Genomic DNA, 19,098 nt, shown 5'->3' with positions numbered 1-19,098 from the left:
ATTCGACGAAGTCGCGCGGCACCGAGGGGCCGGCGAACTGCGGGTACTTCACGTCCGAGAACAGGCCGTGCAGCGCATGGCCGAACTCATGGAACATCGTGGTGACCTCGTCGAAGGTCATCAGCGTGGGCTGGCCGTCGGCCGGCTTGGGGATGTTCTGGTGGTTGGCGACCACCGGCTGGGTGCCGGTCAGGCCGTTCTGCGGCACGTAGGCATTCATCCAGGCGCCACCACGCTTGCTCGGGCGGGCATAGAAGTCGCCGTAGAACAGGCCCAGCGGGCTGCCGTCGGCTTCGAACACCTCCCACACGCGCACGTCGGGGTGGTAGACGGGGATGTCCTTGCGTTCCTTGAAGCTGAGGCCGTAGAGCTGGCCGGCCGCGTAGAACACGCCCTTCTCGAGCACGTTGTTGATCTCGAAGTAGGGCTTGAGCTGGGCTTCGTCGAAGGCGTACTTCTGCTGGCGCACCTTGTCGGCGTAGAAGGCCCAGTCGGCGGCCTCGAGCTGGAAGTCGCCGCCTTCGGCATCAATGATCGCCTGCATCTCGGCCGCTTCCTTGCGGGCGTTGGCGACGGCGGCCGGGGCCAGGTCGGCCATCAGCTTGTTCACCGCCTCGACGGTGCCGGCGGTTTCATCCTCGAGCACGTACTGGGCGTGGGTGTCGTAGCCCAGCAGCTTGGCGCGTTCGGCGCGCAGCTTGGCGACGCGGGCGACGATGCCGGTGTTGTCCCACTCGTTGCCGCGGGTGCCGCGCACCAGCGAGGCGGCCATGATCTTCTTGCGCAGCTCGCGGTTGGTGAGGTTGGTCAGCGGCGGCTGGCCGGAGGTGTTCTGCAGCGCGATGAGGTACTTGCCCTCGTGGCCGGCTTCCTTGGCCGAAGCGGCGGCGGCGGTGATCGCCTGCTTTGACAGGCCGTCGAGCAGGGCCACGTCGTCCACCAGCACGGCCGAGTCGTTCACTTCCTTGAGCACGTTCTGGCTGAAGGTGGTGGCCAGGCTGGCCAGTTCGGAGTTCATCGCCTTCAGCGTTTCCTTGTCGGCGTCGGACAGGTTGGCGCCGGCACGGATGAAGTCGGTGTGGTAACGCTCGAGCAGGCGCTTGGACTCGGCGTCCAGGCCCAGGGAATCACGCTGGTCGTAGAGCGACTTGATGCGCGCGAAAAGCTTGCCGTCGAGCAGGATCGCGTCCTGGTGGGCGGCGAACTTCGGCGCCAGTGCAGCCTGCACTTTCTGGATTTCGGGGTTGGTGTGGGCGCCGGCCAGGTTGCCGAACACCGCGCCGGCGCGGTTGAGCAGGGCGCCGGTTTTTTCCATCGCGACGATGGTGTTCATGAAGCTCGGCGCGTCCGGGTTGTTGGCGATCGCGGCGACTTCGGCGCGCTGCTCGGCCATGCCGCGCTCGAGCGCCGGCTGGTAGTGCTCGTCCTTGATCAGGTCGAAGCGCGGCGCCTGGTAGGGCAGGTTGCTGACCACGAAGAAGGGATTGCCCGACACCGGCTCAACGGCGGAATCGGCGGCCTGTTCGGCCTGGGCCAGCACGAGGCCCGGGGTGGCGGCGGCCAGGGCGGCCGCGAGTGCGAGGGAAAGCTTGTGGTTCATCGGGGATCCTTGCGTGGCAGTAGACCATCGAGACTACCGCATGGCTCCTGAAGCCGACCGTTACGAAAGGCATGGCGCCGGCCGGCGCCGTAAAGGCTGCGTGAAAATCGCGCCGCGCCGGCCGCCTTGCGCTAGGCTGGTTGCCCCGCCAGGAGACCGCCATGACCACTGCTTTCGACTTCTCCGCCCAGGCCATCGACGGCAGCCCGCAGTCGCTGGACGCCTACCGCGGCAAGGTGTTGCTGGTGGTCAACACGGCCAGCAAGTGCGGCTTCACGCCCCAGTACGAAGGTCTTGAGCAGCTGTGGCGCGACTACAAGGACCGCGACCTGGTGGTGCTGGGTTTCCCCTGCGACCAGTTCGGCCACCAGGAGCCGGGCAATGCCGACGAAATCCGCAACTTCTGCTCGCTTACCTACGACGTCAGCTTCCCGATGTTCGACAAGGTCGAGGTCAACGGCGCCGCCGCGCACCCGCTGTGGAAGTGGCTCAAGTCGGAAAAGGCCGGCCTGCTGGGGCTGGAAGGCATCAAGTGGAACTTCACCAAGTTCCTGGTCGGCCGCGACGGGCAGGTGATCAAGCGCTACGCGCCGACCGACAAGCCCGAATCGATTCGCAAGGACATCGAGAAGGCGCTGGGCTGAGCCCGCGCCTATTTTTCGACGAAGGCGCGCTCGAAAACGTACTGGCCGGGCGTGCCGATGCGCGGTGCGGCGATGAAGCCGCGGGCGTCGAGCAGGCTTCGGAAATCGGCCAGCATCTGCGGGCTGCCGCAGATCATGGCGCGGTCCTTGTCCGGGTCCAGCGCGTCCAGGCCCAGGTCGCGCATCATCTGGCCGGACTCCATCAGGGTGGTCAGGCGGCCGGCGTGGCGGAAGGGCTCGCGGCTCACGGCCGGGTAATACAGCAGCTTTTCGCTGATCACCTCGCCCAGGTATTCGTGGCGGGGCAGTTCGCGGGTGATGTAGTCGTGGTAGGCCAGGTCGGCGATGTTGCGCACGCCGTGGGTCAGGATCACCCGGTCGAATCGTTCGTAGGTCTCGGGGTCCTTCACCACGCCCAGGAAGGGCGCCAGGCCGGTGCCCGTGCCCAGCAGGTACAGGTTCCGCCCCGGATGCAGGTCGGAAATGAGCAGGGTGCCGGTGGGCTTGCGGCTCACCAGCAGGTCGTCGCCGGGCTGGATGTGCTGCAGCCGGGAGGTCAGCGGGCCATCGGGCACCTTGATCGAGAAGAACTCCAGGTGCTCTTCCCAATTGGCGCTGGCTATCGAATAGGCGCGCATCAGCGGCCGGCCGTTGACCTCCAGCCCGATCATCACGAACTGGCCGTTGTCGAAGCGCAGCCCGTCGTCACGGGTGGTGGTGAAGCTGAAGTAGGCATCGGTCCAGTGCCGTACGGACAGGACCCGCTCGGTGGCGAAGGCGGACATGGCTGACCCAGGGAAGGCTTTGGAGGGGGGATCGGCGGGCGGCTGCGGGCGATCCATCAACCCGCCATTCTAAAGCATTCGCTTTCCCGGCCGTAAGCGCGTATGTTCAGCAAACTACGGTTGCCCGGTATGGCCGATCGTGGGTACCCAACCTTAATTGTTACAAGGAATGAGATATGTCTGACCGTCAGACCGGCACCGTGAAGTGGTTCAACGACGCCAAGGGCTTTGGCTTTATCACCCCCGAAAGTGGCGAGGACGTGTTCGTCCACTTCCGCTCTATCCAGGGCACCGGCTTCAAGTCCCTGCAGGAAGGCCAGAAGGTCTCCTTCAAGGTCGTGAAGGGCCAGAAGGGCATGCAGGCGGACGAAGTGCAGCCGGAATAAGGCGCCTTCCCGCGTGAACCCGGGGCCCCGGTCGGCAACGACCGGGGCCTCGTGTTTTGTGGGCGCCTGGTTTGCGCCCACCGGGCGCATCGCCTAGCCTATGCCCCCTTCATTCCCCCACGCCGCCTGGTTTCCCGGCCGGCCCGTTTCCCCAAGGATTTCCCACTATGCAGATTGCCGAGCGCACCGTCGCCACCTTCCACTACACGCTGACCGACGATGCCGGCAAGGTGATTGATTCCTCGTCCGGCGCCCAGCCGTTGGCCTACCTGCACGGCGCCGGCAACATCGTGCCGGGCCTGGAAAAGGCCCTGGAGGGCCGCAGCGCCGGCGACAAGTTCGACGTCGTGGTCAGCCCGGAAGAGGGCTACGGCAGCCCCAATGAAATGCTGGTCCAGACCGTGCCGCGCGAAGCCTTCCAGGGCGTCGACGACATCGAGGTCGGCATGCACTTCCAGGCTCAGACCCCGCAGGGCGCGATTTCGGTCGTCATCTCCAAGATCGAGGACGGCATGGTCACCGTTGACGGCAACCATCCGCTGGCCGGCCAGAGCCTGCACTTCGCGGTCGAAGTGATGGACGTGCGCGACGCCAGCGTCGAAGAGCTGGCGCACGGCCACGTGCACGGCGCCGGCGGCCACGAGCACTAAGCCATGGCGACCCCGGGCCGATTGATCGACGACGACGACGGCCTGAGGGCGCTGCTGGGCCGGGTACGGCGCATCGCCGTGCTCGGCATCAAGACCGAGTCCCAGCGTGGCCAGCCGGCAATCGATGTGCCGCGCTACCTGGAACGGGTCGGTTACGACATCGTGCCGGTGCCCGTGTATTACCCCGAGGTCGAACACATCCTGGGCCAGCCGGTGTTCCGGCGGCTCCAGGACATCCCGGGCAAGGTGGACCTGGTGAACGTGTTCCGTCGCCCGAAGGACCTGGCGCCGCACCTGGACGACATCCTGGCCAAGCGGCCGGCGGCCGTCTGGCTGCAGCTGGGCATCCGCGACGACGCCTTCGCCGCCGCGCTGGTGGCCCAGGGCATCGACGTGGTGCAGGACCGCTGCATCCTGGTCGACCACCGCCGCCTGCTGGCCGCGGACTGACCGCAGCTTAAAGTCACCCTGCGCTCTGGCACGCGTGCCGGGGCCCGGCGCTGTCGCAATCTCGTGTCCATGAATTGCGAATTGCGCGTTGAAGGCGTGGGTTACCGCTACCCGAACGGCCATGAGGCCCTGGCCGGCATTGACCTGGCCCTGGGTCCGGGCATCCTGGGCCTGCTGGGCCCCAATGGCGCCGGCAAGTCCACCCTGATGCGCATCCTGGCGACGCTGTCGCGGCCGGGCAGCGGCAGGATCACCTGGAACGGCACCGACATCGCCCGCCAGCCCGACGCCCTGCGCGCCGAGCTCGGTTACCTGCCACAGGACTTCGGCGTCTATCCGGCGCTGAGCGCCCGGGAATTCCTGGCCTACCTGGCCGCGGTCAAGGGCCTGCCCCTGAAGTTGGCCCGCGACCGCGTCGATCAATGCCTGGCCCTGGTCGGCCTGTCGGAAGTCGCCGACCGGCGCCTGGGCGGGTTTTCCGGCGGCATGCGCCAGCGCGTGGGCATCGCACAGGCCCTGCTCAACGACCCGTGCCTGCTGATCGTGGACGAACCCACGGTCGGGCTGGACCCCGAAGAACGCCTGCGTTTCCGCCACCTGATCACCGACCTGGCCGGCCAGCGCCTGGTCATCCTGTCCACGCACATCGTTTCCGACATCGAAGCCAGCGCCACGTCGCTGGCGGTGATGGCGCGTGGCCACCGCCTTTTCCACGGCGAACCGGAACACCTGGTGGCCCAGGCGCGTGGCCACGCCTGGGAATGGACCGTGCCCGAAGCCCAGCTGGCCGAGGCGCGCGGCCGCTTCGCCATCAGCAGCTCCCTGCGCCGCGCCGATGGCATCCGGCTGCGGCTGGTGTCCGCGGAATCTCCGGGGCAGGGCGCGACGCCCGTCGAACCCGACCTCGAGGACGCTTACCTGTGGCTGCTTGAGCAGCACGGGGCGCGGTGACATGGACGCCCTGAGACGCTTCGCCGCGATCGTGCACGCCGATTTCCGGGAGCGCAGCCGCAGCACGCGTTTCTGGGTGGTGCTGTGCGGGGTGGGCATCGCGACCTGGTGGCTTTTCCCGGGTTCGGACGCGGGGTATGTGACCTTTGGCGTCGGCGATGCCCGCGGCCTGTACTCCAGCGCCTGGGTCGGCATGGTGCTGGGCATGCTCTACGCCAGCATGCTGTCGCTGTTTGGTTTCTATATCGTGCGCGGCACCCTGTCGCGCGATTTCGAAACCCGGGTCTGGCAGCTGCTGGTGGCGACGCCGATGACGCGCCCGGGTTACCTGCTGGCGAAGTGGACCAGCCACATGCTGGTGTTCGCGCTGCTGGTGGCGGTGGGCCTGGGCATCGGCCTGGTGGCCCAGCAATGGCACGGTGAAGCCACCACGATCGACCTCTGGCAATTGCTGCTGCCGTCGCTGGTGTTCGCAGTGCCGGCGCTGGCCGTGGCGGCGTTTTTCGCGGTGCTGTTCGACCTGCTGCCCTGGCTGCGCCGTACCGGCGGCAACGTCCTGTACTTTTTCCTCTGGATTTTCATCTTCATCAGCCTGGGTCAGCTTTTCGACCCGGAAAAATCCGCCTGGGCCGCGTCCACCTGGCTCAGCGAACCCTCGGGCATCTCGCTGGCGATGCGCGACATCCAGGACTGGCTGGCGCAGACCCAGCCCGAACGTGGGCTTGCCGGTTTCAGCATCGGCGTGAGCATCAGGGAAGGGGCCACCGAAACCTTCGCCTGGAATGCCTGGCAGCCCGAGGCCATTGACCTGCTGGGCCGGCTGCTGTGGCTGGCGCTGGCGGCAGGCGGCGTGCTGGCCCTGGCCCCGGCCCTGGACTGGGCCGCGGCGCGCTGGCTGGACTGGCTGCTGCGGCCGTTCGAACTTTTTCCCGCGGGCCGCCTGGCCGCCGCCGAGGTGCGCCTGGTGCTTCGCCAGCGCCGGATCACCTGGTGGCTGGCGCTTCTGGTGCTGCTGGGCGTGCAGGCGTTTGCTCCAGAGAAGGGCATGGCCATCGCGGCGATCCTGGCCTGGCTGCTGTGCGTGGACGTATTCGCCGGCGCCGCGCTGCGCGAACGCGACACCGGCACGGCCAGCCTGGTGTTCAGCGCCGCCGGTGCCGGCCGCCGCATCCTGCTGGCGCGGCTGGGGCTGGCGCTGGGACTGGCCTGGGCGGTGGTGCTGCCAGCGCTGCTGCGAAGCCTGGCCACCGACCCGGGCCCGCTGCCGCTGCTGGCCACCGGCGCCAGCGTGGCGGTGGCCGGGCTGGCCTTGGGCGCGAGCTGCCGCAATGCCCGGCCGTTCGAACTGGCGATGGTGTTCCTGGCCTACATCGGCGTCCAGGGCGACCCGATCCTGAACGCGCTGGCCGACCCGGCCGCCAACCTGGCGCGCCATGCCTGGCTGCTGCCGGCCTCAGCGCTGTTGCTGCTGCCCGCCTGGTTCCTGGCCTTGCGCCGCCGCTGACCTGCGCGGCAGGAAGGGCGCCAGGTGCTGGCGCCAGATGCCTTCCGGCACGCTGCCGGCTTCCATCACGCCGTACTCCTCGGGCCAACTGCCGTCGCGCGGCAGCCGGAAGGTGCCCATCAGCATGTCCACCAGCGGCAGGTGGATGGCGTAATTGGCGTCGACGTAGTCGGCGCGGCGGGCATGGTGCCAGTGGTGGTAGCGCGGCAGCACCAGCACGTATTCCAGCCAGCCAAACCGCAGGCCCAGGTTGGCATGCGCCACCACCGCCTGCAGCCCCACCAGGATGACGTAGGCGTTGATCGCGGCCGGCGCGAAGCCCAGCAGCACCAGCGGCAGCAGCACCATCGAACGGGTCAGCAGGATTTCGACCAGGTGCATGCGCGAACCGGCCAGCCAGTCCAGGTGGCGACTGGAGTGGTGCACGGCATGGAAGCGCCAGAGCGGCCCCCAGCGGTGGTAGGCGCGATGCAGCAGGGCCTGGGCCAGGTCGGCACAAAACACCGCCAGCAGGAACTGTACCCACAGCGGCAGCGTCTGGATCGCCGTCTGCAGCGGCGGGAAGGCGGCCAGTGACGCCACGCCGGCGGTCCAGGCGGTGACGGCGATCAAAATGAACTGGATGCCAATATGGCCAACAAAAAAGTAGGCCAGGTCGGTGCGCCACTCGGGCCGCAGCGGCGACTGCGGGATGCGGCCCAGCAGGCGTTCGATCGGAACGAAGACCAGGGCCGAAAAAAACAGCGACACCACGAACCAGTCCAGGCCCAACGACCAGGGGCTGTCGCTGATCTGGTCGAAGCCGACCCGGGCGCCGCCGCCCAGCACCGCCAGCGTGGCGGCGCCGACGCCGACCAGGGCGACGCGCCGGTCGCGGCCGCGCAGCACGGCCAGGGTGCCGAGCGCGAACGCGGCCACCAGGCCGACCAGCAGCAGAGCGCGCGCGAAACCTTCCGTATAAACCTGCCGGAACTCCCGGCTGGTCAGCAGGTCGGGGAAGTGGAAACACAGCACGCCCAGCAGGCTCGAAAGCCCCAGCAGGGCGGCGATGTGGGCGGTCCATGAGCGCTTGGCGGCCATGGACGCCACATTAACCGCCCGGCGGTCGGACGCAAGCGCCGGCGAAACGCTAGAATGCGCGTCCCCCCGACGCCTGATTTCCCGTGAATCCACTGCCTTCCGATATACGGCTCGTGTTCGAAGACCGCGCCGATTACCTCTATGCCGCCGTCACCGGGCCCCGCGACAGCCAGGAAATCTCCATGGCCTACTGGCGCCAGATCGCCGCCGAATGCGAGCGCCGCAAGACCCGCAAGCTGATGGTGGTCGAGAACCTCGGCGACTTCGACGGCGAACGCAACCTGGCCAGGACCGTCGATTACCTGTTCGAACTGTCGCCTTCGTGGTGGGCCGCGTCGAGCTGGTGGCGCACATGGAACACGGCGAGATCCTCGCCCTTGAACGCGGCGCCAATGGCCGGGTCTTCGGTTCGGCCTCGGTGGCCGAACGCTGGCTCCGGCACGGCGCCTCCTGAACCGACGCGGCGGCCTCCGCCGCGATAGAATTGGCCCATGTCCCTGATAACCCTGCAAGGCGTCGACTACGGCGTCGGTGGCCCGCTGCTGCTTGAAGCCGTCGACCTGGCGATCGAGCCCAACGAGCGTGTCTGCATCGTCGGCCGCAACGGCGCCGGAAAATCCACCCTGCTGCGCCTGCTGGCGGGCGACATCGTGCCCGACGACGGCGTGCTGCGCCGCGAAGGCCGGGTCGCCGGCCTGGCCCAGGAAGTGCCGCAGGGCCTGGCCGGCAGCGTCTTCGACGTGGTCGCCCTGGGCCTGGGCGAGGTCGGCGCCGACCTGGCGCGTTACCACCACATGCTGCACGACGGCGACGACATCGACATGACCGAGCTGGGCAACGTGCAGGCGCGCATCGACGCCGGCAACGGCTGGCAGATCGAACAGCGCGTCGAACAGGTGATAAGCAAGCTCGACCTGCCCGAAGACGCCGAGTTCTCTGCGCTCTCTGGCGGCATGAAGCGCCGCGTGCTGCTGGCCCAGGCGCTGGTTGCGGCGCCCGACCTGCTTTTGCTCGACGAGCCCACCAACCACCTGGACATCGAGTCCATCGCCTGGCTCGAGGAATTCCTGAAGAACTTCGGCGGCAGCGTGGTCTTCGTCACCCATGACCGCCAGTTCCTGCGCAACCTGGCCACGCGTATCATCGAGATCGACCGCGGCCAGGTCACCAGCTGGCCGGGCGACTACGAAAACTTCCTGCGCCGCCGCGAAGAACGCCTGCACGCCGAAGCCCAGGCCAATGCGCTGTTCGACAAGAAGCTGGCGCAGGAGGAAATCTGGATCCGCCAGGGCATCAAGGCCCGGCGCACCCGCAACGAAGGCCGCGTCACCGCGCTCAAGAAGATGCGCAGCGAACGCGCCGAACGCCGCGAGCAGCAGGGCAACGTCAAGCTGGCCGCCGCCGGCGCCGAGAAGTCGGGCAAGCGCGTGTTCGAAGCCAAACACGTCGATTTCGCCTACGGTTCCCGCGTGCTGGTGAAGGACTTCAGCACCGTCATCCAGCGCGGCGACAAGGTCGGCCTGATCGGCCCGAACGGTTCGGGCAAGACCACGCTGCTCAAGCTGCTGCTGGGCCAGCTGCAGCCCGACGCCGGCGAAATCCGCATCGGCACCAACCTCGAGGTCGCCTTCTTCGACCAGCTGCGCGGCGCCCTGCGCGAGGACTGGAACGCGCTCGACAACGTGTCCGAAGGCCGCGAGTTCATCGAGATCAACGGTGCCCGCAAGCATGTGATGGGCTACCTGCAGGACTTCCTGTTCAGCCCCGACCGCGCGCTGGCACCGATCACCAAGCTTTCCGGCGGCGAGCGCAATCGCCTGCTGCTGGCCAAGCTGTTCGCCAAACCGTCCAACCTGCTGGTGATGGACGAACCGACCAACGACCTGGACGTGGAAACCCTGGAGCTGCTCGAGGAGCTGCTGGCCGATTACCCGGGCACGCTGATCCTGGTTTCGCACGACCGCGCCTTCATCGACAACGTCGTCACCAGTTCGCTGGTGATGGAGGGCAGGGGACGCGTGGGCGAATACGTGGGTGGTTATTCCGACTGGCTGCGCCAGCGCCCCATCGCCGACCGCATCGCCGCCGCGGCCCAGTCCGCGCCGAAGCTGACCCCGCAGGTCGCGCCCCTGCCCAAGCCGGCGCCGCCGCCCGCGGCACCCGCGCCGGCCAGGCGCAAGCTGTCGTTCAAGGAACAGCGCGAGCTCGACGAACTGCCGGGCCGCATCGAAACCCTGGATGCCGAGATCGCGTCCCTGACGGCCCAGATCCAGGACCCGGACTTCTACCGCCGGCCCGCCGACGAGGTCACCGCCACCAATGCCCGCCTGGCCGCGCTGCAGGCCGAACTCGAGCAGGCCTACGCCCGCTGGCAGGCCCTGGAGTAGGCCCGGGCCGTGCAGGGGGGCTAAAATGCGGGATTCCCCGCCAGCCCCGTGCCCGCCGTGAGCCAGATCAAGCAGGAAGACTTCATCCAGTCCGTCGCCGACGCGCTGCAGTACATTTCCTACTACCACCCGGTCGATTACATCCGGAACCTGGCCGCTGCCTACGAGCGTGAGCAGTCCCCGGCGGCCAAGGACGCGATCGCGCAGATCCTGATCAACTCGCGCCTGTGCGCCGAGGGCCACCGGCCGATCTGCCAGGACACCGGCATCGTCACCGTGTTCCTGGAAATCGGCATGCAGGTGCAGTGGCCCGACGCCACGATGGGCATCGAGGACATGGTCAACGAGGGCGTGCGCCGCGCCTACAACCACCCCGACAACAAGCTGCGCGCCAGCGTGCTGGCCGACCCGGCCGGCAAGCGCACCAATACGAAGGACAACACCCCGGCCGTGGTGAACATGAAGGTCGTGCCCGGCGGCACGGTGGACGTGATCGTCGCGGCCAAGGGCGGCGGCAGCGAGGCCAAGTCCAAGTTCGCCATGCTCAACCCGTCCGACTCGGTGGTGGACTGGGTCCTGAAGACCGTGCCGACCATGGGCGCCGGCTGGTGCCCGCCGGGCATGCTGGGCATCGGCATCGGCGGCACCGCCGAAAAGGCGATGCTGATGGCCAAGGAATCGCTGATGGAGCCTATCGACATCACCGACCTGCAGGCCCGCGGGCCGGCCAATCGCGCCGAAGAACTGCGGCTCGAGCTTTATGAAAAGGTCAACGCGCTGGGCATCGGTGCCCAGGGCCTGGGCGGTCTGACCACGGTGCTGGATATCAAGGTCAAGGACTGCTCGACCCACGCCGCCAACCTGCCGGTGGCGCTGATCCCCAACTGCGCCGCCACCCGCCACGCCCACTTCACGCTCGACGGCAGCGGCCCGGTGCAGCTCGACCCGCCTTCGCTCGACGACTGGCCGAAGCTGACCTACGACGCCTCCAAGGGCCGCCGAGTGGACCTGGACACGGTTACCCGCGAAGAGGTCGCCAGCTGGAAACCCGGCGAAGTGCTGCTGCTCAACGGCAAGCTGCTTACCGGCCGCGATGCCGCGCACAAGCGCATGGTGGACATGCTCAACAAGGGCGAGGCGCTGCCCGTGGACCTCAAGGGTCGTTTCATCTATTACGTCGGCCCGGTCGACCCGGTGCGCGACGAGGTGGTGGGCCCGGCCGGCCCGACCACCGCCACGCGCATGGACAAGTTCACCGAGCAGGTGCTGGCACAAACCGGCCTGATGGGCATGGTCGGCAAGGCCGAGCGTGGCCCCGCGGCGATCGAGGCCATCCGCAAGCACCGCTCGGCCTACCTGATGGCGGTGGGCGGGGCCGCCTACCTGGTGTCCAAGGCGATCAAGGCGTCCCGGGTAGTGGGTTTTGCCGACCTGGGCATGGAGGCGATCTACGAATTCGAGGTCCGGGACATGCCGGTCACCGTGGCGGTGGACGCCCAGGGCGAGTCGGTGCACCGCACCGGCCCGCGGGAATGGCAGGCGCGCATCGGCAAGATCCCGGTCACCGTCGAGTAGGCCTGGCCGGCCCGCGAAACTGAACCGCGGGTGCGGGAACCCGGCCACAATTGCCCCAAGGCACCGAAATCGTTGGCTTTCCTGGCCGGAACGGTGTAGGGTGCGCCCGACTGTGTTTGCGAAGGGTCACTGTGAATCGTGGCCTGATGCGGTAGATCCAGAAAGATCCGCTACATCTTTTCACCTCGCTTCTCCTTGCAACCCCAGTCGCGCGGCGGGATGTCCCCGTCAGCGATATCCATTTAATTGTTCCAAGGAGTTAGCAATGTCGGATCGTCAGATCGGTACCGTAAAGTGGTTCAACGATGCCAAGGGCTTCGGCTTCATCAGCCGCGAGAACGGCGAGGACGTGTTCGTCCATTTCCGTTCCATCCAGGGCACCGGCTTCAAGTCACTGCAGGAAGGCCAGCAGGTCTCCTTCAAGCTCGTCAAGGGCCAGAAGGGCATGCAGGCTGACGAAGTGCAGCCGATGTAATCGGAGTCCCAACGGACTCAGGCAAGCCCCGGGTGGCAACACCCGGGGCTTTTCTTTTGCGCGGTCGGCCATCGTATGCTTGCCGCTGACCTTCGATGGGATGCACGCATGTACACGCTGTACTACGCCCCCGGCACCGCCAGCCTTGTCGTGCACTGGCTGCTGATCGAGATCGGTGCCCGCCACGAGCTGCGCAAGCTCGACCTGGCGGCCCGCGAACACAAGCGTCCCGAATACCTGGCGCTCAATCCCGCCGGGCGCGTGCCCACGCTGCTTATCCACGGCGAACCCATGACCGAAGCGGCGGCGATGGTGATGCACCTGGCCGACGCGCACCCGAACTTCGGCCTGGCGCCGACGCCGGGCACCGTCGAGCGGGCGCGGTACTACCAGTGGATCGTATTCCTGGCCAATACCCTGCAGCCGGCTTTCCGCGACTGGTACTACCCCGAAGAAGCCGCGGGTCCGGAGCACGCCGACGCCGTGCGCACCCGTGCCGCCGAAACCATAGACGCCGCCTGGGACCAGGTCGAAGCGCACCTGGCCAAACGCGGGCCCTACCTGCTGGGACCGTCGGTCAGTGCCGCCGACTTCTTGCTCACCATGCTGATGCGCTGGTCGCGCAACCTGCCGCGCCAGGCCACCGAGTGGCCGCAGCTGGGCGCCCTGGCCCAGCGCATGAAGGCGCGCCCGGGATTCCGCCTGCTCTACGAACGCGAAGGCCTGCAAGAGTGGGCCTGAGCCCGTGACGCCACGCCCGGCGGTATTGCTGGCCGGAGCGACCGGGCTGGTCGGCGGACTGGCCCTGAAACGCTGGCTGGCGAAGGCCGATGGTCCGCTGCTGCTGGCGCCCGTGCGCCGTCCCCTCGCCCTGACGCATCCGCGCCTGCTGGCCCTGCCGGGTGGCTGGGACGAAACAGCGATCCGCACCGCGCTTGAAAGCCAAGGCGCGCAGCTGCAGGCCTACGCCTGCTGCCTGGGCACCACGATCCGCCAGGCGGGCTCGCGCGAAGCCTTCCTGGAAGTGGACCGCGACCTGGTGCTGGCCCTGGGCGGTATCGCCCATCGCCTGGGCGCGCGCCAGGCGCTGCTGGTTTCGTCGGTCGGCGCCAGCGCGCAGTCCGGAAACTTCTACCTGCGGGTCAAGGGCGAGGCCGAACGTGGCCTGGGCGCCCTGGGCTTCGAACGCGTGGACTGCCTGCGCCCGGGCCTGCTGCTGGGCGAGCGCGGCGAGCGCCGGCCGGCCGAAGCACTGGGGCAGCGCCTGGCGCCGCTGGCCAACCTGCTGGCGCGCGGACCGCTGCGGCGCTACCGCGCGATTGCCGCCGACGACGTGGCGGCGGCCATGGTGGGCCTGTGCGGACGCAACGGCGATGGCCGGCACGTGCACGAATACGACGCCATCAAGGCCGTCGCCAGCGGGTGACCGGGGTTTATTCGGTTTTCAGGCCAATCCGCAGGATGTCGCCCTTGGCGTCGTCGGTCAGCAGGTAGAGGTAACCGTCCGGGCCCTGGCGCACGTCGCGGATGCGTTCGCCCAGGTCCACCAGCAGCGGCTCTTCGGTGACCACCTTGTCGCCATCCAGCTCCAGCCGCACCACGCGCTGGAAGGCGAGGGCGCCGACGAACAGGTTGCCCTGCCAGGCCGGGAAACGGTCGGCCGTGTAGAAGGCCAGGCCGCTGGGCGCGATCGACGGCGTCCAGTGGTGGATGGGCTGTTCCATGCCTTCCATTTCCTGCTTGCCCGAACCGATCGGTACGCCGCTGTAGTTCACGCCCAGGGTGATGACCGGCCAGCCGTAGTTCTTGCCGGCTTCGGGAATATTGAGCTCGTCGCCGCCGCGGGCGCCGTGTTCGGTCTGCCACAGCTTGCCGGTGCCCGGGTGCAGGGCCGCGCCTTGGACGTTGCGGTGGCCGTAGGACCAGATCGCCGGGTTGGCGTCTTCGCGACCGACGTAGGGATTGTCGGCGGGGATCGAGCCGTCCTTGTTGATGCGGAATATCTTGCCCTGGCCCTTGTCCAGCAGCTGCGGGTTGTCCCAGTTGCCGCGGTCGCCGCTGGTCACGTACAGGCGGCCTTCGCGGTCGAACACCAGGCGCGAGCCGAAGTGCTGGCCGGCGTCGAGCTTGGGTGCCTGGCGGAAGATGATTTCCACGTCTTCGAGCGCGTTGCCGGCCAGCTTGCCGCGGCCGACCGAGGTGCCGGCGCCGCCCTCACCGGGCTCGGAAAAACTGAAGTACACCCAGGGCGTGCTGGCGAAGTCCGGATCGATGGCGACGTCGAGCAGACCGCCCTGGCCACGCGCCCAGACCTCGGGCAGTCCGGACAGGGGCCCGGAAAGCTTGCCCTCGGCATCCACGATGCGCAGCCGTCCCGGGCGCTCGGTCACCAGCATGCGGCCGTCGGGCAGGAAGGCCAGGCCCCAGGGATGTTCAAGCCCGGATGCCACGGTGCTGACCTCGACCTGGCCGTGTTCACTGGCGAAGCTGCGTCCGGCGGTATCGCTGTCGTTGGCGGCGCATGCGCCGACCGAAAGCATCAGGGCGAGGGCGAGGGGCGTCTTCATGCGCGGGCTCCTTGGGAAAGTGGGTTCAATCGAGCAGCGGCGCCAGGGCCGGCCAGACGTGGTCGCGCAGCTTGGGCTGGGCGTCGGCGACCGGGTGCAGGTTGTCGGCCTGGAAGGCGTCGCGGTCCATGGCGATGGGTTCGAGCAGGAAGGGTAGCAGGGCTACTTCGTGCTCTTCGGCCAGCGCGGCGTAATTGCGTTCAAAGCCCTGGGTGTAGTCGGGGCCATAGTTGGGCGGGATGCGCATGCCCAGCAGCAGCACCTGCGCGCCGGCGGCCTTGGCGGCCGTGACCATGCGTTCGAGGTTGGCGCGGGTCTGGGCCAGGTCGAGGCCGCGCAGGCCGTCGTTGGCTCCCAGCTCGCTCACCACCACGTCGGGCTGGTGGCGCTTGAGCTCGCCGGCGATGCGGCTGGCGCCGCCGGCCGTGGTTTCGCCGCTGATGCTGGCATTGGCGACCTTCCAGCCCGGGCTTTCGCGGCGCAGGCGGTCGGCCAGCAGCGCGACCCAGCCTTGTTCGGGGGCCAGCCCGTAGGCGGCCGACAGCGAATCACCCATCACCAGCACGGTGCGCTCGGCGGCGAGCGCCGGCAGGGCCGCCAGCCACAGCAGCGCCAGCAGCGCGACCATGACTGAGCGTTGAACCCCGTGGGTGCAAGCTACATATACTGACCCGAGACGCTTCATCACTTTCCTTCCTCGCGAGTAACCCATGGCCGATACCCCCGGAACGCCCGACACCCGAACTTCGCTGCAAGTCGAAAACCTTGGCAAGCGGGTGCCCCTTCCTTCCGGGGACCTGACCATTCTTGATGGGGTCGGTTTTACCATTCAACAGGGTGAAGCGGTCGCGATTGTCGGTGCCTCCGGTTCAGGCAAGAGCACGCTTTTGTCCCTGATGGCGGGCCTGGACGTGCCCAGCGAGGGCGAAGTCCGCCTCGACGGCAGCGCGCTCTCGGGCCTGGACGAGGACGGCCGGGCGAAGATCCGCGGCGAAAAGGTCGGCTTCGTCTTCCAGAGTTTCCAGCTGCTGCCGTCGCTGACGGCGCTGGAAAACGTGATGCTGCCGCTGGAGCTTCGCGGCGACTCCGATGCCGAGGGCCCGGCGCGCGCGATGCTGGGACAGGTGGGCCTGGCCGAACGCCTGGGCCATTACCCGCGCCAGCTCTCGGGCGGCGAACAGCAGCGCGTGGCCCTGGCTCGCGCCTTCGTGACCCGGCCGGCCGTGCTGTTCGCCGATGAACCCACCGGCAACCTCGACACCCGCACCGGCCAGTCCATCATCGAACTGCTGTTCCGCATGAACCGCGAATCGGGTACCACCCTGGTGCTGGTGAACCATGACGAAGCCCTGGCCGCACGCTGCGGCCGCCAGCTGCGGCTCGAGTCGGGCCGGCTGGTGGCGGCGTGATTTCCCCGGGACTGGCCCTGCGCCAGCTGCGCCGCGACCTGGCCTCGGGCGACGTCCGCATCCTGCTGGCGGCGCTGGTGCTGGCGGTGACAGCGGTGTGCGCGGTGGGTTTCATCACCGACCGCGCCGAACGCGCCCTGGCCCAGGAGGCCAACCGCCTGCTCGGCGGTGACGTGGTGGTGCGCGCCGATTCGCCGATCGAAGACCCGCTGCGCATGCTCGCCGCCGCACCGGGACTTTCGAGCACGGAAACCTGGTCTTTCCCGAGCATGGTGCGCGTGGGCGAATCGCTGCGCCTGGGTGACCTCAAGGCGATGGCCGAGGGTTTTCCGCTGCGCGGTGATTTCATCGTGCTCGAAAGCGCGGACGGCCCGGAATCCGTGGCCGGCGGCATCCCCGCGCCGGGCACGATCTGGATGAGCCGCGCCGGCGCCGACGCCCTGGATGCCAGCATCGGCGACAGCGTCGGCATCGGCAGCAGCCAGCTGCGCCTGGCGGCGCTGGTGGTGCAGGAGCCCGACGCCGCGCTTGATTACTTCAATACCGCGCCGCGTGTCTTCCTCAACCTGGCCGACCTGCCGGCCACCGGCCTGGTGCAGCCGGGCAGCCGCATTTCCTATCGCCTGGTGGTCGCGGGTGATGCCACCGCGGTTGAAAAATTCACTGCCGCCGCCGGCGAAAGCCTCGGCCGCGGACAGCGCCTGGAAACCGCAGCCGAAGCCCGCCCCGAAATCCGTCGGGCACTCGACCGCGCCGATCGCTTCCTGGGCCTGGCGGCCCTGGTGTCGGTGGTGCTGGCCGCCGTCGCGGTGGCGATGGCCGCGCGCCGGCACAGCGCCCGCCACCTCCAGGGCGCGGCGGTGATGCGCTGCCTGGGCGCCAGCCAGTCCACCCTGGTCGGCATCCATGTCGGCGAACTGGTGCTGCTGGGATTGCTGGGCAGCCTGCTCGGCGTGGTGCTGGCCTACGGGCTGCAGTGGGGCGTGGCCGGCTGGCTGGCGAGCGCGCTCAAGCTGGACCTGCCACCGGCCGGCCTGCGCCCCGCGCTTGAAGGGCTGGGCGTGGGCATGACCGTGCTGCTGGCCTTCGCGGTGCCGCCGGTGCTGGCGCTGCGCCGCGTGCCGGCCCTGCGCGTGCTGCGCCGCGACCTCGATCCCACCGAACCCGCGGCCTGGGTGGTCGGCCTGGCCGGGCTGGCCGGCCTTGCGGCCCTGCTGTGGTGGAAGGCCGGCTCGGCGACGCTGGGCACCTACATGCTGGTGGGCATCCTCGTGACGATTGGCGTGCTGGCCCTGCTGGCCTGGGGCCTGATCCTGCTGATGCGCCGCCTGCGCACGCGCCTGCGTGGGCCGCTGCGTTATGGCCTGGCCAACGTCAGCCGGCGTGCCGGCGCGTCCATCGCGCAGGTGTCGGCGCTGGGCCTGGGCCTGATGGCGCTGCTGCTGCTCACCTTCGTTCGCACCGACCTGCTTGATCGCTGGCGCAATGCGATGCCGGCCGATGCGCCCAATCGTTTCATCGTCAATGTGCAGCCCGACCAGGTGCAGCCGGTGCGCGATTTCCTGGCCGCGCAGGGCGTGGCCGAGCCCGAGCTGTACCCGATGATCCGTGCGCGCCTGCTGGAAGTGAACGGCGAAGCCGCCACCGGCGACAGCTTTCCGGAGGGCAGCCGCGGGCGGCGCATGGCCGAGCGCGAATTCAACCTCTCCAGCGCCGACGCGCTGCGCGACGACAACCAGGTGACGGCAGGCCGGTTCTGGACCGGCGTGCCCGAACAGACCGAACTTTCGGTCGAGGAAGAGTTCGCCGGATCCATGGGCTGGAAGGTGGGCGACGAGGTCGCCTTCGACGTGGCGGGCTCACGCTACGCCGGCCGCATCACCAGCCTGCGCAAGGTGGACTGGGAGAGTTTCCGGCCAAACTTCTTCGTGATCGGCTCGCCCGGTTCACTCGACGAGTTTTCCGGCAGCCACATCACCGCCGTGAAAGTGCCGGACGGGCGCCCGCGTTTCACCGCCGAGCTGGTGTCGGCTTTCCCGAACCTGTCGGTGATCGACATTGATGCGGTGCTCGACCAGGTGCGTGGCACGGTCGAGCAGGTCAGCCTGGTGGTCGAGGCCGTCTTCGGATTCTCGCTGCTGGCGGGCCTGCTGGTGCTGCTGGCGGCGGTAAGCGCCAGCCAGGACGAACGTTTGCTCGAAGGCGGGGTGATGCGCGTGCTCGGCGGCAGTGGCCGCCAGCTGCGCCTGGCGCAGGCGTCCGAGTTCGCGGCCATCGGCCTGCTGTCGGGCGTGGTCGCGGCCATCGCCGCGTCGGTGCTGGCTGGCCTGGTCGCCAAGGAAGTGTTCGACCTGCCCTGGGAAACCGACTGGGGACTGGCCGCCAGCGGTGCGCTGGCCGGCACCCTGGCCGCGCTGCTGGCGGGCATGTGGGCGACCCGGCGCATCGTCCGGGTACCGCCGTCGGTGACGCTGCGCGAGCTCGACGCCTGAGGTTTAGTTGACCACCAGCGCGCCGACGAAGATCACGAGCATCGCCAGCGCCAGCAGCACCTTGAAGATGGCGCCGACCAGCAGGCCGATCCAGGTGCCGACGCCGATGCGCGAGGCGTCGCGCCATTCGCGGCCGTGGGCCA

Annotated in this window: 20 protein-coding genes; 14 read left to right on the top strand and 6 right to left on the bottom strand. The window is 68.4% G+C overall.

What is annotated here, in order from left to right:
* The coding region (locus AACZ35_RS05210; RefSeq protein WP_339826815.1) for a M3 family metallopeptidase at nucleotides 1-1,600 on the bottom strand (1,600 nt) is incomplete at its 3' end.
* A gap of 161 nt (nucleotides 1,601-1,761) precedes the next feature.
* Here AACZ35_RS05210 and AACZ35_RS05205 point away from each other — a divergent pair.
* On the top strand, nucleotides 1,762-2,244 hold the full coding sequence (locus AACZ35_RS05205; protein WP_339826813.1) for a glutathione peroxidase: 483 nt from the start codon (nucleotides 1,762-1,764) through the stop codon (nucleotides 2,242-2,244).
* Between the two features lie 8 nt (nucleotides 2,245-2,252).
* Here AACZ35_RS05205 and AACZ35_RS05200 read toward each other — a convergent pair whose 3' ends face one another.
* Nucleotides 2,253-3,029 carry a ferredoxin--NADP reductase gene (locus tag AACZ35_RS05200; RefSeq protein WP_339826811.1) on the bottom strand — a complete coding sequence of 259 codons (777 nt, stop codon included), beginning with the start codon at nucleotides 3,027-3,029 and terminating at the stop codon, nucleotides 2,253-2,255.
* Between the two features lie 176 nt (nucleotides 3,030-3,205).
* Here AACZ35_RS05200 and AACZ35_RS05195 point away from each other — a divergent pair, with 176 nt between their 5' ends.
* From AACZ35_RS05195 to AACZ35_RS05175, 5 genes are all read left to right on the top strand, one after another.
* A complete protein-coding gene (locus AACZ35_RS05195) occupies nucleotides 3,206-3,415 on the top strand; it encodes a cold-shock protein (protein WP_034220063.1) in 210 nt (69 codons plus the stop codon).
* A gap of 167 nt (nucleotides 3,416-3,582) precedes the next feature.
* The gene (gene slyD, locus AACZ35_RS05190; protein ID WP_188661967.1) at nucleotides 3,583-4,065 is read left to right on the top strand and encodes a peptidylprolyl isomerase; all 483 of its coding nucleotides are present in this window, start codon (nucleotides 3,583-3,585) and stop codon (nucleotides 4,063-4,065) included.
* A 3-nt stretch (nucleotides 4,066-4,068) separates the two neighbouring features.
* On the top strand, nucleotides 4,069-4,515 hold the full coding sequence (locus tag AACZ35_RS05185; RefSeq protein WP_339826806.1) for a CoA-binding protein: 447 nt from the start codon (nucleotides 4,069-4,071) through the stop codon (nucleotides 4,513-4,515).
* 69 nt (nucleotides 4,516-4,584) lie between these two features.
* Nucleotides 4,585-5,466 carry an ABC transporter ATP-binding protein gene (locus AACZ35_RS05180; RefSeq protein WP_339826804.1) on the top strand — a complete coding sequence of 294 codons (882 nt, stop codon included), beginning with the start codon at nucleotides 4,585-4,587 and terminating at the stop codon, nucleotides 5,464-5,466.
* 1 nt (nucleotide 5,467) lies between these two features.
* Entirely contained in the window at nucleotides 5,468-6,970 is a 1,503-nt protein-coding gene (locus tag AACZ35_RS05175) for an ABC transporter permease subunit (RefSeq protein WP_339826802.1), read from the top strand.
* Here the strand turns inward: AACZ35_RS05175 and AACZ35_RS05170 are convergent.
* The gene (locus AACZ35_RS05170; RefSeq protein WP_339826800.1) at nucleotides 6,920-8,050 is read right to left on the bottom strand and encodes a sterol desaturase family protein; all 1,131 of its coding nucleotides are present in this window, start codon (nucleotides 8,048-8,050) and stop codon (nucleotides 6,920-6,922) included. The two genes, AACZ35_RS05175 and AACZ35_RS05170, sit on opposite strands and share 51 nt — an antisense overlap.
* Nucleotides 8,051-8,133: 83 nt before the next feature.
* On the opposite strand from AACZ35_RS05170, the gene AACZ35_RS05165 reads away from it, so the two are divergent.
* From AACZ35_RS05165 to AACZ35_RS05140, 6 genes are all read left to right on the top strand, one after another.
* Nucleotides 8,134-8,532 (top strand): hypothetical protein, encoded by a 399-nt coding sequence (locus AACZ35_RS05165; RefSeq protein ID WP_339826797.1) that lies wholly within the window; start codon nucleotides 8,134-8,136, stop codon nucleotides 8,530-8,532.
* Nucleotides 8,533-8,541: 9 nt separating this feature from the next.
* Entirely contained in the window at nucleotides 8,542-10,437 is a 1,896-nt protein-coding gene (locus AACZ35_RS05160; RefSeq protein WP_339826795.1) for an ATP-binding cassette domain-containing protein, read from the top strand.
* Nucleotides 10,438-10,494: 57 nt separating this feature from the next.
* Nucleotides 10,495-12,012 (top strand): fumarate hydratase, encoded by a 1,518-nt coding sequence (locus AACZ35_RS05155; protein ID WP_339826793.1) that lies wholly within the window; start codon nucleotides 10,495-10,497, stop codon nucleotides 12,010-12,012.
* Nucleotides 12,013-12,277: 265 nt separating this feature from the next.
* Nucleotides 12,278-12,487, top strand: a complete 210-nt coding sequence (locus tag AACZ35_RS05150) for a cold-shock protein (RefSeq protein ID WP_188661981.1) — start codon at nucleotides 12,278-12,280, stop codon at nucleotides 12,485-12,487.
* Nucleotides 12,488-12,595: 108 nt separating this feature from the next.
* Nucleotides 12,596-13,228, top strand: coding sequence for a glutathione S-transferase family protein (locus AACZ35_RS05145; RefSeq protein ID WP_339826789.1), 633 nt, complete (start codon nucleotides 12,596-12,598; stop codon nucleotides 13,226-13,228).
* Nucleotides 13,229-13,232: 4 nt separating this feature from the next.
* A complete protein-coding gene (locus AACZ35_RS05140) occupies nucleotides 13,233-13,913 on the top strand; it encodes an NAD-dependent dehydratase (protein WP_339826787.1) in 681 nt (226 codons plus the stop codon).
* 7 nt (nucleotides 13,914-13,920) lie between these two features.
* On the opposite strand, the gene AACZ35_RS05135 is transcribed toward AACZ35_RS05140, so the two are convergent.
* Both AACZ35_RS05135 and AACZ35_RS05130 read right to left on the bottom strand, forming a co-directional pair.
* Entirely contained in the window at nucleotides 13,921-15,054 is a 1,134-nt protein-coding gene (locus AACZ35_RS05135) for a PQQ-dependent sugar dehydrogenase (protein ID WP_339826785.1), read from the bottom strand.
* A gap of 25 nt (nucleotides 15,055-15,079) precedes the next feature.
* Nucleotides 15,080-15,682, bottom strand: a complete 603-nt coding sequence (locus AACZ35_RS05130; protein WP_339826783.1) for an arylesterase — start codon at nucleotides 15,680-15,682, stop codon at nucleotides 15,080-15,082.
* A gap of 82 nt (nucleotides 15,683-15,764) precedes the next feature.
* Here AACZ35_RS05130 and AACZ35_RS05125 point away from each other — a divergent pair, with 82 nt between their 5' ends.
* Both AACZ35_RS05125 and AACZ35_RS05120 read left to right on the top strand, forming a co-directional pair.
* A complete protein-coding gene (locus tag AACZ35_RS05125) occupies nucleotides 15,765-16,463 on the top strand; it encodes an ABC transporter ATP-binding protein (RefSeq protein ID WP_339826781.1) in 699 nt (232 codons plus the stop codon).
* Complete coding sequence (locus tag AACZ35_RS05120) at nucleotides 16,460-18,955, top strand: FtsX-like permease family protein (protein WP_339826779.1); 2,496 nt, start codon at nucleotides 16,460-16,462, stop codon at nucleotides 18,953-18,955. The genes AACZ35_RS05125 and AACZ35_RS05120 overlap by 4 nt, the downstream gene beginning before the upstream one ends.
* A gap of 3 nt (nucleotides 18,956-18,958) precedes the next feature.
* Here AACZ35_RS05120 and AACZ35_RS05115 read toward each other — a convergent pair.
* Nucleotides 18,959-19,098, bottom strand: a 140-nt coding sequence (locus AACZ35_RS05115) for a DUF456 family protein (RefSeq protein WP_339826817.1), incomplete at its 5' end; no start/stop codon positions are given.

It is taken from the genome of uncultured Arenimonas sp., assembly GCF_963976025.1.
Taxonomy (GTDB): Bacteria; Pseudomonadota; Gammaproteobacteria; order Xanthomonadales; family Xanthomonadaceae; genus Arenimonas.
Note: the sequence above shows the minus strand (reverse complement) of the source record. Positions and strands in the feature narration are given on the sequence as shown.

What these genes read in the sequence shown, in the direction of transcription:
- AACZ35_RS05150 (WP_188661981.1), top strand. Translation starts at nt 12,278, where the DNA reads ATGTCGGATCGTCAGATCGGTACCGTAAAGTGGTTCAACGATGCCAAG.
- AACZ35_RS05170 (WP_339826800.1), bottom strand. Translation starts at nt 8,050, where the DNA reads ATGGCCGCCAAGCGCTCATGGACCGCCCACATCGCCGCCCTGCTGGGG.
- AACZ35_RS05185 (WP_339826806.1), top strand. Translation starts at nt 4,069, where the DNA reads ATGGCGACCCCGGGCCGATTGATCGACGACGACGACGGCCTGAGGGCG.
- AACZ35_RS05125 (WP_339826781.1), top strand. Translation starts at nt 15,765, where the DNA reads ATGGCCGATACCCCCGGAACGCCCGACACCCGAACTTCGCTGCAAGTC.
- AACZ35_RS05200 (WP_339826811.1), bottom strand. Translation starts at nt 3,029, where the DNA reads ATGTCCGCCTTCGCCACCGAGCGGGTCCTGTCCGTACGGCACTGGACC.
- AACZ35_RS05145 (WP_339826789.1), top strand. Translation starts at nt 12,596, where the DNA reads ATGTACACGCTGTACTACGCCCCCGGCACCGCCAGCCTTGTCGTGCAC.
- AACZ35_RS05175 (WP_339826802.1), top strand. Translation starts at nt 5,468, where the DNA reads ATGGACGCCCTGAGACGCTTCGCCGCGATCGTGCACGCCGATTTCCGG.
- AACZ35_RS05180 (WP_339826804.1), top strand. Translation starts at nt 4,585, where the DNA reads ATGAATTGCGAATTGCGCGTTGAAGGCGTGGGTTACCGCTACCCGAAC.
- AACZ35_RS05195 (WP_034220063.1), top strand. Translation starts at nt 3,206, where the DNA reads ATGTCTGACCGTCAGACCGGCACCGTGAAGTGGTTCAACGACGCCAAG.
- AACZ35_RS05130 (WP_339826783.1), bottom strand. Translation starts at nt 15,682, where the DNA reads ATGGTCGCGCTGCTGGCGCTGCTGTGGCTGGCGGCCCTGCCGGCGCTC.
- AACZ35_RS05160 (WP_339826795.1), top strand. Translation starts at nt 8,542, where the DNA reads ATGTCCCTGATAACCCTGCAAGGCGTCGACTACGGCGTCGGTGGCCCG.
- slyD (WP_188661967.1), top strand. Translation starts at nt 3,583, where the DNA reads ATGCAGATTGCCGAGCGCACCGTCGCCACCTTCCACTACACGCTGACC.
- AACZ35_RS05205 (WP_339826813.1), top strand. Translation starts at nt 1,762, where the DNA reads ATGACCACTGCTTTCGACTTCTCCGCCCAGGCCATCGACGGCAGCCCG.
- AACZ35_RS05135 (WP_339826785.1), bottom strand. Translation starts at nt 15,054, where the DNA reads ATGAAGACGCCCCTCGCCCTCGCCCTGATGCTTTCGGTCGGCGCATGC.